Below are 15,266 nucleotides of genomic sequence, written 5' to 3'. Positions count from 1 at the left end.
GTTGAGCGCACCGATGACCGTGGCGGCGTTCAGGGCGGTGTACGTGTGCTATATGACCCCTCCCCACCTGCTTTTTCGCAGGTCAACGGTGATCTGACGGTCCGTCGGTGTCGGTGGATGTGCGCTGAAGTCCGTGGTTGTTGCCGTCGCTACTGCCGTCAGAGGTGTAGACCAATCGCCCTGCTGCTGGCCGCGCGCGTGATCTTACTGCCATGCTCCGGGCTCGGCATGGACAGTTCTATTGCTGCTCGTGGCCACCTCACCCGACAGAAGGGACACGCCCCGACATGCTCACCCTGGACCTGCGCCACATGGCAAGCCCCGCCCTGCGGGACCTGATCCACATGGTCAACCACCCGGACTTCAACCGCTCACAGCAGCAGATCGAACACCTCAAAGGCTGCACCGAGCCCGTGCGCCTGATCGGCCAGACCACCACCGTCCACATGGCAACCGGTGAGGTGCTGCACTCCTAGAGCACCGCCGACGAACCCACCGGCAACCTGCTCACGGCCTGTGGCAACCGCCACGCCTCACGCTGCCCGGCCTGCTCCCGCCTCTACGCGGCCGACGCCTACCAGCTCATCCGCGCCGGCCTGTCCGGTGGCAAGAGCGTGCCGGACACCGTCCGCAGCCACCCCCGCGTGTTCGCCACGCTCACCGCGCCCTCCTTCGGTCCCGTCCACAACCGCCCCACCAAGGCGGGCGGCCTCCTCCGGCCGTGCCGCTGCGGCAAACGCCACGAACCCACGGACGCGCTACTCGGCACGCCGCTGGACCCAAAGACCTACGACTACCCGGGCGCGGTGCTGTTCAACGCGCATGCCGGAGTCTTGTGGGCGCGCTTCACGATCTACCTGCGTCGTGAGATCGCCGCCCGGCTCGGCCTGACCCAGAAGGCCGCCCGCGCAGTACTGCGCGTCTCTTCGCCAAGGTCGCCGAGTACCAGAAACGCGGCATGGTCCACTTCCACGCCGTCATACGCCTCGACGGCCCCGACGGCAGCACCCAGCCCCCACCCCCGTCCGCCACCGTGACCATGCTCAGCGACGCCATCCGGGCCGCCGCCGCCCGCGTCTCGATCAGCGTCATCTCGGACTCCATCAGGGAACGCGAACTCGCCTGGGGCAAACAGCTCGACGTGCGCGAGATCGCCGCCTTCGGCACCAACGCAGAGCTGACCGATCACGCGGTCGCCGCCTACGTGGCCAAGTACGCCACCACATCCGCCGACTCATCCGGCGCTCTCGACCGCGCCCTGTTCTGCCGCCCCTGCCAGGGACGCGGCATGACTCTGGCCGCACACGGAACCCCGCTCCAGTGCACCGCCTGCGGCGGCACCGGACAGGCCCGACCCCTGCCCCGCCTCGCCGTCGAACGCCACGTGCGGCAGATGATCCGCACCTGCTGGGAGCTGGGCAAGTGCCCGGAGTTCGCCGACCTCAAGCTCTGGAAGTGGGCGCACATGCTCGGCTTCCGGGGCCACTTCTCCACCAAGTCCCGCTGCTACTCGGTCACCCTCGGTACGCTGCGCGACGACCGCCCCACCTGGCGCACTGAACAAGCCCGCGCCCACGCCGGCCTGCCCGACCTCGACCCGAGCACGACCCTCGTCATTGGCCACTGGGCCTACCACGGCTCGGGCTACAGCCCCGGCGCGGAACGCCTCGCCGCCGCTGTCTGGCACCGCAGAGAGCTGGAACGGCAGCTCACCGCAGAGGGCGGCTGCTGATGACCCCACTCCCGGGGCCGGCGGCCGAGCTGCTGACGGTTCCCCAGGTCATGGCTCGCCTCCAGCTCGGCCGCGCCCGCCGCATACCGGCCCACGCGCTCACCGACTTCATCCGCACCCGACTCGAACAGGACGCCGCCTGATGACAGCCCTCGCGCGCGACACCCCCGCCTCCCGCCGCGTCCGCGCCAACGGCACCGTCTACCAGCGCAAGGACGGCCGCTGGGAAGCCGCCGGCTACGTCCTCGCCCCCGGCGACACCCGCAAGCGAGTCCGCGTCTACGGCATCACCCGCAAGGAAGCCCTCGCCAAGCTCACCGAGAAGGTCGCCGCCAGCAACCGCGGCGTCCCGGTCGTCTCTGTCCAGGGCAGCCTGGCCGCCTATCTGACGTACTGGCTGGAGAACGTCGCCGTCCACCAACTCCGCGAGACCACCCACACCCGCTACACCGCCTGCACGAACCGCTACCTCATCCCCGGCCTCGGCAAGAAGAAGCTCACCAAGCTCACCGCCAAGGATGTCCGCACCTGGCTCAACCAGCTCCGCATCACCTGCCAGTGCTGCACCCGCGGCCTCGACGCCGCACGCAGCCAGCCCCGCTGCTGCGCGGCTGGTACGTGCTGCGGCAAACGGCTCTCCCCTCTGACCCTCGCCTACATCCACTCCGTGCTCAAGTCCGCCCTGGAGCACGCCGTCCGGGAGGAAGAGATCCCGCGCAACGTCGCCCGCAATGTCCGCACCGGCACACCCCGCCCCCGCCGCTTCGAACCCCTCACCGCCGACGAGGGCCGTCAGTTCCTCGCTGCCACCAGTGGCCACCGGCTGCATGCGCTGTTCGAACTGGCCCTGCGCACGGGGCTCCGGAAGGGCGAACTCCTCGGCCTGCGCTGGGAAGACCTCGACAACAGCAGCAGCACCGCCAGCATCCGCCGCGCCCACCTCCGCCAGATCCGCTTCCACGACCTTCGGCATTCGACTGCGACCCTCCTCCTGGAGCAAGGCGTCGAACTCGTCGTCATCAAGGAACTCCTCGGCCGCGCCCACATCGGCGCGACCGCCACCGTCTACGCCCACGTTCGCCTCCGCCTCCAGCGCGACGCCGTCGACCTCCTCGGCCGCACCCTCGGACAGCCTTCCGGGGCCACCACCGACCCCGACGACGGCGACCCACCGCTTTGTGCAACACCCGTCCGCTGACGTTGCCGTCAACTACTGCCGTCAAGAGCCGCAGAAGCCGCCGCCGAAACTACTTCGGCGGCGGCTTCTTGATTCACAGGACCAGCTTTCACAGCTGGACAACCAAGAACTAACCTAGGGTTTGGCGCTCGGATCGATCAATCACGAAACGAGAAATTCAGCCCGAGATACTACAAATTCCCCATGGGAGAATTCTCGCCCCAGTTTGACGAACCTGACATACCGATCCGGGTCGATATTGCAGGAGTACTCCATTAGCACCCTCATGAGGATCCTAAAGGCGAGCTCGGGGCAAATGCTGACGGCACAGAATCTCAGTGACGCTACGGCTTCCGGGATCCCCTTCCAGGAATTCCTCTCGATTGCCTCGGCCAACCTAGGGCCAATTTGGTCAATTTCCGCAACGACCCTCTCTCGGAGCTCGCCATACGGACTCTCGCCGATCGGGGATGAAACTGACCAGCCGACCCCACTTAGGCGAGATTCGCAAATCGTAGCGATTTCTCGAAACCAAGCCAAGGCCTTGTCGGCATCGAGCTGGTGATTTGATCCGGTTGCGCATTCCCAGAGCGTCGCCACTGCACTAGCAGCATTGCTTCCCGCCAGCCTGTGTGCGTCATCGGCCAACGCCTCAGCATAAGGTTCTGACGTCTCTTCGACATAGCTCACCACTACGTCCCGAGCGCTTCCGAGAGCCCTCCAGTCCTGATGGAACAGGGAGGCCAGGTGGGTGACCCCAAAGTCATCCTCAGTAAATCTGACACCCATTAGCAATCTCCTACCTGGGATATGCCGTCGATACATAATATCCACCCGGATGTCCTGCTGCACGCTGAAGGACTATCGTATACGCATTCCCGGTTGGCACGATTGATCCGCTGGCATCCGCCCTTACTCCAATTGGATTATTGGCGCCGAAGTTTCCCTTGATTTCAAGCGGACCAACTCCTCCGCCTCGCAGCCAATTGCTAATGCGCTTCTGGTTCCCAGCGATACCGTAGTCCACGACCTGTTGGGCCGTCTGGAGATCGACGAACCGAGATTTAACTCCCGAGGATTGAGCCATCTGAACCAACTGCTGGTCGGTGATATTCACATGCTCGCCGAGGACATGCGCGGCAGGGAATCGGGCACCATCCGCTACCAGGTCGTTGCAATTATGCACCAGCACTGGCGCATTTCCCGCCAGTACATAGTACGTGTGGAGGTCGGCGACCGTCAGGTTGTTGGCTTGCTGGGGCGGGGTGGTATATGTGCGGGTTCCGACCACGAGCAAGGTGGCCCGGTCAGGTGTGGTGAGGTGGTGGCCGGTCTGGAGCGAGGCTGCTTCGGTCCAGCGCTGGGTGGTTTCATCCCAGTATGGATGGGTGGCGGTGGAAACGATGGTCGTAGTAGCGGCGGGGTCATTGCGCTTCGCGGGTGCAACCAGGGTGAGTTCAGTGAACTTGGAGTCGTCAGGGGTGACGATCGTCGCTGTCACCGACTTTGAGGCGGTCTCACCGGTCTGCGGGTCGGTCGCCGTGACGGAGTCACCGGGTTCGATTTCTCCGATTGCTTTGCTGCTTCCGTCGGACATCGACACCTTGGTGTCCGGGGGGAAGCTGTTCTCGCACGGTATGAAGTTGGACTGCGGTGGCGCTTGCGGCCGCGGTACTTCGGGCGCCTTGCGGGCGTCCCTGAGTATCTGTCCGCCGATTGTCTTGATCCACTTTGTCTTGGCGAACGAGGTTGCGGCGAAGCCGCAGGCGACCAGATCGCCCTTGGTGGCGCAGTCCTTGAAGTCTCCGGCCGAGGTCAGTTCGTAGGTGAGGCCGGCGGCTGCTCTGCCCAAGGACTTGATGATGGCCTTGGTGCCGGTAGGACGGGCGTCCTTGACACCGCCGTTCTTGAGGACCTGGGTGTAGACGTACTCGCGGTTCTTGGCGTACGAGGTGTCGACCTGGGTTTCGTAGTAGCGGTGCTGGGTGTTGACGTCTACATAGCCGCTGGTCTCCGCCCTGTTGTTCATGGTGATGGTGTTGCCGTTACCGCTGCAGTTATAGAGCGGGCCGCATTCGGGTGAGGCGAGGCCGCTGGGGTCGCTGCGGTTGATCGGGTCGTTCTCGCTGTAGGCGTAGCCGTTCCACTGCTGCGGGTTCGTCTTGTCGAGGATCGGGTCGGGGCTGATGAAGCGGCCGGTGGTGGGGTCGTACTGGCGGGCTCCGAGGTTGGTGAGGCCGGTGGTGTCGTCCTTGGTGCCGCCGACGAAGCCCTTGCTGCCAGCCCAGTTGGAGGCGGGGGGCTGAGTTCCGCGGGGGTTGCCGAAGGGGTCGGTGGGGCGGCGGGTGACTGGCTGGGTGCTGGTCGTCCCGATCTGGAGGCCGCTGGTGCCGTGGGGGTCGGTGGCCTGGATGAGGGTGGTGCCGCCGCCGATGGGGGCGGTGACGCGCAGGTAGGTCAGGCCACCGGCCGAGGCGACGGTGCGGACGTTGCTCATCGCGCCCGTGGCGGTGTCGAGCGTGAGCTCGTCCGTGGGGAGGTTGAGCGTGGTCTTGCCGGGGTTACGGCGGATGAGCTGGTTGCCGTCGGCATCGTAGAGGTAGGCGGTCGTGCCGCTGGCCGTCTTCGTGAGGGAGGTGAGCTTGTCCTCACCGTTCCAGGTCAGGGTGGTGGTGCCGGCGGTGTCGGTGATGGCGGTGGTGTTGCCCTTGGCGTCGTACTGGTAGTTGACGGCCTTGGTTCCGCCGGGTCCGGTGGTGGTGGAGGTCAGGAGGGCGTGGGGCCCGCCGGTGCCGCCGCCGGTGTTGGGCGCGGTGGTGGGGGTGTTGCGGCTCTTGGCGGCTCCGAAGGTCTGGGTGGTGGTGGAGTCGTTGGTGCTGTTGCCGGTGATGTCGTGCCGGACGAGGCCGGTGCGGTTGCCGCTGGCGTCGTAGCTGTAGGTGTTCCAGTAGGGGGCGGGGCCACCGATGCTGCGGCCGCCGGGGCTGACCTGGGCCGGGCCTGCGGCGTTGTTGCAGCCGCCGATGCCGGGCACGCTGGTGGAGCCGCCGGTTCCGTGGGTGGTGCCGGAGGAGTCGGTCCAGTCGGCGGTGGTGCGGACGCCCTGGGTGTCCGTCCAGGCGTTGGTCAGCCGGCCCAGGTGGTCGTAGGTGAAGCACTGGGTGTCGGTGCTCGCGGCGTCCTGGATGGTGCTGACCGAGGTGATCCGGCCGGACGGCGTGTAGGTGTAGCTGGTCTGGTCGGTGGCGACGGTGCCGGTCTGGCGGGAGACGAACGAGTTGATGACCCGTCCGGTGGCCCAGTCGTACTGCTGGAGCGAGACGACCTGCACGCCGTAGGCGCCGAAGGTGGTCGTCAGGGGGCGGGCCATCGGGTCGTAGGTGACCTTGGGGATGACCGCTTTGCCCAGGCTGGCGGCCGAGGTGAGCAGGCCGGTGATGGTGGTGCTGTAGGACACGGTCTCGGCGGGCAGTCCGCCGGCGGCCGGGATGCTCGTGCTCTCGAGGAATCCCAGGCCCGTGCTGTAGCTGTTGGTGGTTGTGTAGGTGCCGGCGAGGGCGCCCTCGGTCTTGGGGATGGTGACCGACGTGCCCAGGGTCCGGTAGCCGGTGTCGTAGCCGGTGGCGGCCGTGGTGTAGGCCGGTCCACCGGATCCGCCGACGTAGCGGGTGGAGGAGGTCGGCAGGCCCTTGGCCAGCGTGTCGTAGTTCCAGGACGCCAGCTGGTTGGCCGGGGCGACGCTGCCGCTGTAGGTTCCGGTCTTCCTGCCGAGCAGGTCGTATGTGTACGCGAGGGTCTGGCCCTTGGCGTCGGTCGTGCGGTCGACCTGCGAGTCCGCGTTGTAGAAGGTCTGGCTGGTGCCGGTGTCCGGGTCGGTCGCGGAGACCTTCCGGCCCCGCAGGTCGTAGGTGTAGCTCCAGGTGTTGCCGCTGCTGTCGGTCTGCCCTGAGGGCTGGCCGGCGGCCGTGTAGGCGAAGGTCGTGATGTCGGCGTCGGCAGGGTTCCCGGTGGCCGTGCTGGTGCGGTACTGCCAGGCGGCTGTGGTCCGGCCTCGGGCGTCGGTCACGATGGAGGTTGGCGCGGCCCCGGCGGGCGGGGTGGTGTCGGTGCGGTCCGCACCGGGGTAGGCCGTGGTGCTGGCCCACTGGAGGTTGCCGTTCGAGCGGAACTCCGAGCGCACCAGGTGCCCGGCGCCGTCGTAGGTGTTCCAGGTCTGGCCGGGAATCTGGCCGTCACCGACCGGGAGGAAGATGGATTCGGTGGGGAACGAAGTCTTCTCGTAGTACGGGTTGGACGTCTTGATCACCCAGCCGTGGGTGTCGTAGACGGTGTCCGTGATCAGACGCCCGGTCGGGTAGGCCGTGCTCATGGTCTGGGTCTGCCGGGCGCGGCCGAGTCCGTCGAGGAGCTCGATGGTCGTCAGGTAGGTGGCGACGTCGTCGTTGATCGACTTGGTCGTGATGGCGGACGGGCCCGCCGTGCCCTTGACGGAGTAGGCGAAGGTCTTGTTCGGGAGTTCGTTCGTCGGGCGGTCCGGTGCCCAGACGGCCGTGATGCGGCCGATCGCGTCGTACTTCGACGTAGTGACGCGGCCGTTGATGTCGGTGCTGGTGAGCGGCAGGCCGCGGGCGGGGTCCTGGGCGAGGATGGTGGTCCAGCCCGCGCCCATCGGGCCGGTCGTCCGCACCTCGGTGGGCAGGGCGCCCGTCGCCGGGGTGATCGCCGCCGTCGTGACCGCAGGGGTGACCGTGGGCCCGCTGAGCTGGGCGCCTTGGTGGTCATAGGTCGAGCCGTTGGTCGTCGCGTTGGTCACGCTGCGGCCGTAGGTGTCGAAGGTCGCGCTCGAATCGTGGACGTAAACGGGGTTGCCGGCCTGGTCGAAGTGGTCGAGCGCCTGGGTGCTGGTCGGGTCCCCCAGGGCGCCGGCGAGCTTGAACGGCCTGCTGTCGTAGAGGGTGCGACTGCCGCTGATCGTGTTGGCCGCCGTCGGCTTGGTGTCGCAGTTACCCTGGACCGCGATCTGTTCGGAGACCAGGGTGAGCAGGAGCGGGTTGTCGCTGGTGGCGTAGGTGGTGGTTGTGCAGATCTCGGGGGTGGCGGCGGTGCCGTCACCCTTGTCGTTGATCTGGACGACCCGGTTTCCGTGGGCCGGGTCCGTGGTCGTGGTTGCGCTGGCGGTCCGCCAGCTTCCATCGGCGAGTTTCACCTTGGAGACCGCCGTGACCTGGGAGTCCGAGTAGCGGGCGAAGATCTCCGGCGCACCGGCGCTCTGCGCGTGCGTGGCCGTGATCTGCTGGCCGCTGTACTGCTGGCCGGCCACCGATCGGACGGTCCCGCCGGCCTGGGCGTAGTCCTCGGTGGCCACGACGCGGCCGGCGAGCCAGTTCTCGTCGGTGACGGTTCCGCCGAGTGGGCTGGTGACCTGGACGTTGCGCTTGTCGGTGCCGTTGGCGAGGTAGTCGCCGTGCATCCCGCGCAGGTAGGTGACGGTCTGCTGGGTCTTGGGGGCCTCGGCGGAGGAGCCGCTGCCGGTGGTGGTTGTCACCGACTGGTAGCCGCGGAACTGGTCCCAGGTCCGGGTCTTGGGGTCGGTGAACTCGGCGTCGTTGCGGTGCCAGGCGGCGCCGCCGTTGTACGTGTACTCGGTGGTCTTGCCGATCGCCGGGGTGCTGACGAGGTCCTGCTCGGTGACGAACTTGACGAGCGGCTTGTTGAACCAGTCATTGACCGGGACCGGGTCCTGGCCGGGCATGCCCTGGTAGGGCAGGTACCACTTGACCGGCATGCACGCCATCGAGTTGGTGTCCTCGGAGGTGGGCATGCGGTTGTTGACCCGGGAGCACTCGGCATCGCCGTAGACGACGTTGATCCGGCCGCCGGCCTCGGTGGTGATGCCCTGGATCCGCGGGCGCATGAACATGTGCTCCGGCGGGACCAGACCGTCGACGCGGTTGGGCATCATCCGGTAGGTGAAGGTGACAGGCGGGAGGGTGATCGGCGTCTGGCCGTTGGACCCGGTCCGCCGGAGAGAGTCCAGCTGCAGGGTCTTCCTGGTCCCGTCGCCGGGTTCCGCGAGCGACTGGGTGAGCGCCCAGCTGTCCACGTTGCGGTAGGTGCCGCCGACGAGGACCTGCGTGGCGATGGTGGTCAGCCGCTTGGTGGTGAAGAACGTCGGTGCGTAGTTCGTGCAGGTGCCGGAGCCGGTGCAGATCTGGTCGATCGGGACATCGGGCCAGAAGTCGGCGTTGACGGTGACGCGCTGGTCCTCGGCACAGGTGATCACACCTGAGGGCAGGCATCGCTCCGCGACCGTGAAGGCGACCTTCGCCGCAGGGTTGAGCGCACCCTTGGCGGCCTTCTGCTCGTCGAGCCGCTGACCGTAGCCGATCTCCCGCAGATAGGCGCTCCGCTGGTAGTCGGTGAGCACGCCCTTGCTGCTGTCCGGGGCGCCACCACGGTTGTACTTGTTACCCTCGGTCGCGTACTTGTACGTCGTCAGGTTGCCGTGGCTGTCGACGACGAAGTCGAGCTGCCAGCGCCACGCCATCTGGCACCAAGAGCCGTTCCCGGTCGACGAGCTGTAGCACGGGTCGCCGTTCTTCGGCGAGTACACCGGCGTCGTCAGGACCGAGTTGGCGGCGGGGTCAGTGCCGTCGCCACCGGGCAGGTGGTTGAGACCGAAGTAGTACTGGGTCCCGTCCGGCGTGGTGATCCGCCAGTACTCCATGTCCTGGTAGCTGACGTCGTTGCCGCTGCGCGGCGCGCCGGTCAGCTGCTCGATCTTGGAGCCGTCGTCGTCCTGCAGGTGCCAGGTACCGGTGGCGTCGTCGCGCACGATGGTGCCGGAACGGCTACCGAGTGCGAGGGTGGCGTTCTGGCCGCCCCAGCACAGGTCGGCGGATCCGGTGATCCCCGACTTGTCGCACCCCTTGTAGGAACGCTCGATGAAGCCGGGTTCGTAGCCCCAGCCGTCGCCGACCCAGGAGGACTGGGAGTTGGTCGCCGACGTCCTACCGTCCACCGCCGCCGAGTTGTAGTTGAGGGTTACGACCGGAGCCGCGCCGCCGAGGGCCGGCGGGACGGAGACGGGAGAGTTGTAGGAGAAACTTCCCGCGTTGGACCCGGCGCTCCAGCCGGCGGAAGGGGAGAGCGGCGTCGCGGTGTAGTTTCCGCCGGCGCCGAACGGAGCGGGAACTGCGGTGAGCACCACGGGCCCGCTCGCGACGGAGGCTGGGTTTGCCCCGGCAGAGAACGACGCCTTGACCGCGTCCCCGGTCCCCTGGGTCTGGTCGGACCGGGTGGCTGCGGGCAGCGTCACCTCGGCGCTGACCGACCCGCGGCCATCGGCCTGAGCAGGGATCGGCGTCTGGGTACGGCACTCGGCCCGTTCCGGCGTGGTCAGGGCGCAGGCGGGCAGTGCGATGAGCACGGCACGGTCGGACCATCCGCCGGCCTGCAGCGACTTGAGGTCCAGAGAGACCTTGGCACTGCGACCGTCCCCAGTCGTCGACGCCTCGGCATCGGACACCGCGATCAGCGGACCGGCGACACCCGCCGCCTTGCCCGCTTCCGGAGCGGTCACCTGGACGTTGACCGTGCGCGCAGTCTCGCCGGCCCCGCTGCCAGGGGCGACGCGGACGGCCAGTGCGCCGGCCTTGGCGCCGTTGGCGCCGCTCGAGGCGGGCGAGGCGCCCCCGGTGGCCGCGTGGGCGGCCTTCGCCCCGGCGCTGTCGACACCGATCGTGACGGTCTCTGTCCCGGTCACGACGGCGGGCGCGGCCTGCGGCTTCCCATCGGGTGTTCGGGCAGTGGGCGCCTGGTTCGGCGGCGGGGCGTCGTGCCCCTCCACCGATACCGCCGCTCCTACCGCCGGAGAGTTGGGAGGGCTCCAGACCTTCCCCTCCGGTTCGGGATAGGTCCACGCTACGGCCGGCGGTACGGTCACCCCTGTCAGTGCCAGGGCGACCATTGTCGCCACCACTGGTGAACGCCATCGGCGTCTTGTCGAACTCCCGGCCCGTATACGGGCAGGCAAAAATCCCACCGGAGATTCTCCTAGGTCAGTATCGACGTGGCGTCAAATAAACACAGCTGCGCCACGGTGGGAGTGACGATAGGTGAGTGCTCTGACACGCCACCAGATCGTTCGGCCACCATGCGCACGATGTTTATGGACTCTTGACCTTGGGGTCGGGAGATTTCCGGACATGCTGGCACGAATCCGCAGACGGGTTGACTAAACCGCAGGTCAAGCACCATCGTTCCGACCCGAACGTGACCCCAGACTGGGGCCGCAGCCCGGAAGGGGAACGCACGGAAGACATGTCCACTACATCGCACAGAAGAGCGAACACATCATCTGCACAACCCGTACGCAGACGTATGGATCGTCTGACCGTCATCGCAACGAGTTGTGTCCTCGGTATCAGCCTGCTCAGTGCGCCCGCCGCATTCGCCGAAGATTCCATGCCCATGCATGGGCCCGTCGGTGGCGCGGCGCCGATTGCGCCTTCGCAACCACCACCCCCCCCGGACTCCTGAGCAGCAGGCGGTATTCGACGCCATCACCAACGCGAAGGCGAGCGGCAAGTCCGTCGTCGTGGACACCATGACGAGCGAGACGTCGAGGACCGTGGCGAACCCGGACGGGCGGCTGACCACCACGGACAACGCCCAGCCCGTGCGCGTCAAGCGCGACGGCGCGTGGGCCGACATCGACGCGAGTCTGCGGGCCAACCACGACGGCAGTCTCAGCCCGTCCGTCTCCCCGACCACCGTGACCTTCTCCGGGGGCGGCGCCGGCCCGATGGCCACTGTGGCGACCCCGGACGGCAAGGAGCTCTCCGTCGGGGCGCCGTTCGCGCTGCCCAAGCCTTCCGTGGACGGCGGCACCGCCACCTACGCGAACGTGCTGCCGGGTGTCGACTTGCAGCTGACCGCGCTCGACCTCGGCGGCTGGCGGGACGTCATCGTCGTGCGCACCCCCGAGGCCGCGGCAGACCCCGCGTTGAAGACCCTCCGCTTCCCGATCAGTGCCAAGGGCCTGACCGTCACCGCGGACGACCAGGGCCAGCTCGACGTGAAGGACGACGCCGGCGTGGCCCGGTTCCGCTCACCCGCCTCGCTGCAGTGGGATTCCTCGCGGACGGGTCAGACCGCTCCGGGCCCGGCTGCCAAGTCCCTCGGGTCCGCGGCGGCCCCCGCGGCAGGAGGCGCCGACGCCCAGTCTGTGGGACTGCCGTCGACCGCGGAGGGCCCGGGGGACGGCGCCAACGTCGCCACCATGAGCGCGAAGGTCGCCGGTGGCGCCATCGAACTGACCCCCGACCCGCAGGCGCTGGGCGCCGGCACCGGTCCCTGGTACCTCGACCCGTCACTCACCGCGGTCACGAGCGGGATCCAGGGATCGGTCGAGGTCCAGGAGAACCACCCGGGCTACGAGTACTACAACAAGAAGACCAACCTCGCGACGGGCTTCTGCGGCTACCACAGCTCCGATCCGAACCAGGACTGCGGCATCGAAGGCCGCCAGCGCGCGTACTTCCAGTTCGCGGTCAATCCGGCGATCCACACCAAGGTCCAGGGCGCCGACTTCCCGCCCGTCCTGTTCAGCTCGACCCTCAACGGCCTGGTGACCGGCGCGGCCAGCCCCGGAACCCCGACCGAACTCGGCATCTACTCGGCCCCCACGGCGATCCACGACCACAGCAAGTGGACCGACCAGCCCTGCGGCTACGGGAACAAGAGCGCCGTCATGGAAGGCTGCGAGTTCGTCGGCAGCCAGGTCATCAGCGGCAACGGCGGCCCGCTCGCCATCGACGTGACCGACATGATGAAGCGCGCCGCCAACGGCACGTGGTCCACCTGGACCATCGGCATCGCGCCCAGGGCCGGCGAGATGGAAAAGCTCTACCGGCACCACCTCGACAGCAAGCCGAGCGTCACCACCACCTACGACATCGCACCCACGGTCTGGCACCCGCGCGCCTACCCGACGCCCGGCTTCGCCAAGACCGAGAACAGCAACGGCGGCGCCGCCGAGTGCACCAGCAAGGGTCCTAGCCCCTGGGACAACCCCGGGTGGATCGGCAGCAACCAGAACATCTACCTCTACGCCAACAGCTGGTCCCCGACCGGCCAGCCCGTGCACACCGGCTTCCACATGTGGGACGACAACGACCATTCGTTCTCCTTCGTGGACAGCCGCCTGGGCGGGAGCTGGAACTACCCGGCCGAACCGGTCACTCCGGGCCCGCTGAGTGACGGACACCAGTACGGCTGGTATGCGCAGTCGTCCGACGCCATCCTCGAATCACCGGCGAGCGAGTGGTGCTACTTCCGCATCGACCGCACCAACCCGCGGGTCAGCATCAGCTCCAGCGATTTCCCGCCCGCCGGTACGCCGAACCCCAAACCCGCCAAGTACATGAACGACCAGGGCGCCATCTCGATCAACGCCGAGGACCCCGCCCCCGGCCCCGGCCTGCGGGCATCCGGAATCGCCTGCGTGCGCGTCAGCACCGACCCGACCCCCGTCGTCGGCTGGACGTGCGACCCCACCGACCCCTCCACCCTCGCCCCGGGGGCCACGTTCAACTACCAGGCACGCAAGTGGGGCATCAACACCGTCTACGCCTGGGCCATGGACATCGCGGGCAACTACAGCCAGGCCGCGGTCTACAACTTCTACGTCCCCTGGAAGCCTGGCACCCAGCCGCTGTTCGGCGATGTCGACAACGACCAGAAGGCCGACATCGTCGGCGCCGACAAGAACGGCAACCTCCGTGTCATCGGCGGCAACGCCGATCCGGTGAGTTCCCTCGCCGCAACCTCGGCGGCCGCTCCCGGGGCCAACGACTACGGCACCACCTGGTCCGACTTCCAGATCAGCCACCACGGAACCCTGAGCGTCGGGGACTCCGTCGACCAGGTCATCGCCCACTACAACAAGCCCGTCACCGACACCACCAAACCCCTCGCGGACGCGCTCTACCTGATCAACAACGACGGAGCCGGCGGCTTCGACAAGCTCACGGCCGGGACGATCACCCGCCCCGCCCCCCGTAAATGCACCGTGTACGGCACCAGCAACACGCTGTGCGATGCCTACCACGGCACCTGGAGCCACATCTCACAGCTCCTCGCATTCGGCACCCCCGCCGGTGAAGCCACCGCCGCGAAGATCGGCGGCACCCAGCCCGTCTTCACCACGGAGACCTCGATCCTCACCATCGAGGACGGGAAGCTCTACCTCTTCACCACCGACGGCCGCGCGAACAACGTCAGCGACGCGATGCTCATCCCCACGGCAAGCGGCAGTTGGGACGATCTCGAACTCATCAACCCCGGTGCCGCCAACGGGCCGACCCGCAGCACGCCCACCGAATTGCCTGTCACGCAGGCAACACTCTGGGCCCGCAGCCGTTCCACCGGCGACATCTACGCCTACCCGCTCGGCTGGAACCCCGACACCACCGTCGACTACTCGGCACTGACCAAGCCGGACAAGGGGATCAAGCTCGTCACCGGTGCCGCGCTCAAGGCCGGCACCCACCCGCGCATCGGCGCGGGCGACTTCAACGAGGACGGCCTCGCCGACCTCTGGGTGATCGACACCACCAACGCCCTCGCGATCTTCCCCGGCACCGGCACCTCCGGCAAGGTCACCGGCTTCGCCCCCTGGGTCCGCGCCGGCTACGCCGACGCCAGCGTGTCCATCCACTCCGCCATGGACGGCGGGCTCTGCGCCGACGCCGAAGGCGGCCCCCGTCCGGGCGCCGAACTCGCCGCCTACGCCTGCTGGCAGACAGCCAACCAACGCTTCAACTTCGCAAGCGACGGCACCGTCCGCGCCGGCAGCTACTGCCTGTCGACCAAGGACAACGCACTCACCAACGGCACCCGCGCGGTCCTCGCCCTCTGCACGGGTGCGACCGGCCAGAAGTGGAGCATGCGACCCGACGGACGACTCTTCATCTCGGGCACCGTCAACGCCGGCAGCGAAGGCGGCAAGTGCCTCGAACTGCCCGGCTGGGCAACAGCACAAGGCACCCGACTCGGCATCTGGGACTGCCCCAGCCTCCAGGCCAACCAGCGCTGGACCCTCCAGCCCGAACGCACCCCCTGACACACCCAACCCACCGAGGGCGGCGAGGTAGACCGCCCTCGGCGTAGCAGGGCCCCGGCTCCGGCCGGGGCCCTTGCCGTCTCCTCAGGCCGCTCTGCCCGAACACCGCCAGGGCTTACAGAGGCGACGGACCCGTCCCTACAACCTGCGCGCACATCCGGTTGAACGGCCCTCTACAGCCGCGACCGGCTCACTGACGTCTTCGTGGCCGATTCACTGACAGGCAGGCG

5 protein-coding genes and 1 pseudogene are annotated in these 15,266 nt (G+C 67.8%); 4 read left to right on the top strand and 2 right to left on the bottom strand.

The features are described 5' to 3' along the window. The first annotated feature begins 287 nt into the window (after positions 1-287). The 3 genes and pseudogenes from ACFCLZ_RS33385 (at position 288) to ACFCLZ_RS33375 (ending at position 2,930) form a co-directional block, all read left to right on the top strand. Positions 288-1,732 (top strand): annotated as a pseudogene (locus ACFCLZ_RS33385) (replication initiator). Next, positions 1,732-1,875: a hypothetical protein gene (locus ACFCLZ_RS33380; protein WP_380281622.1), complete on the top strand. Its 144-nt coding sequence runs from the start codon at positions 1,732-1,734 to the stop codon at positions 1,873-1,875. The pseudogene ACFCLZ_RS33385 and the gene ACFCLZ_RS33380 overlap by 1 nt, the downstream one beginning before the upstream one ends. Next, positions 1,875-2,930 carry a tyrosine-type recombinase/integrase gene (locus ACFCLZ_RS33375; protein WP_380281621.1) on the top strand — a complete coding sequence of 352 codons (1,056 nt, stop codon included), beginning with the start codon at positions 1,875-1,877 and terminating at the stop codon, positions 2,928-2,930. The genes ACFCLZ_RS33380 and ACFCLZ_RS33375 overlap by 1 nt, the downstream gene beginning before the upstream one ends. A 141-nt stretch (positions 2,931-3,071) precedes the next feature. Here ACFCLZ_RS33375 and ACFCLZ_RS33370 read toward each other — a convergent pair whose 3' ends face one another. Both ACFCLZ_RS33370 and ACFCLZ_RS33365 read right to left on the bottom strand, forming a co-directional pair. After that, on the bottom strand, positions 3,072-3,761 hold the full coding sequence (locus ACFCLZ_RS33370) for a hypothetical protein (RefSeq protein ID WP_380281620.1): 690 nt from the start codon (positions 3,759-3,761) through the stop codon (positions 3,072-3,074). After that, positions 3,709-10,674 (bottom strand): RHS repeat-associated core domain-containing protein, encoded by a 6,966-nt coding sequence (locus ACFCLZ_RS33365; RefSeq protein WP_380281619.1) that lies wholly within the window; start codon positions 10,672-10,674, stop codon positions 3,709-3,711. The genes ACFCLZ_RS33370 and ACFCLZ_RS33365 overlap by 53 nt, the downstream gene beginning before the upstream one ends. Positions 10,675-11,517: 843 nt before the next feature. On the opposite strand from ACFCLZ_RS33365, the gene ACFCLZ_RS33360 reads away from it, so the two are divergent. Further along, positions 11,518-15,036 (top strand): ricin-type beta-trefoil lectin domain protein, encoded by a 3,519-nt coding sequence (locus tag ACFCLZ_RS33360; protein WP_380281618.1) that lies wholly within the window; start codon positions 11,518-11,520, stop codon positions 15,034-15,036. The last annotated feature ends 230 nt before the right edge of the window (positions 15,037-15,266 follow it).

This window comes from Kitasatospora purpeofusca, from assembly GCF_042691725.1.
Classification (GTDB): domain Bacteria; phylum Actinomycetota; class Actinomycetes; order Streptomycetales; family Streptomycetaceae; genus Kitasatospora; species Kitasatospora purpeofusca_B.
This window is presented reverse-complemented; position numbering and strand designations above follow the sequence as displayed.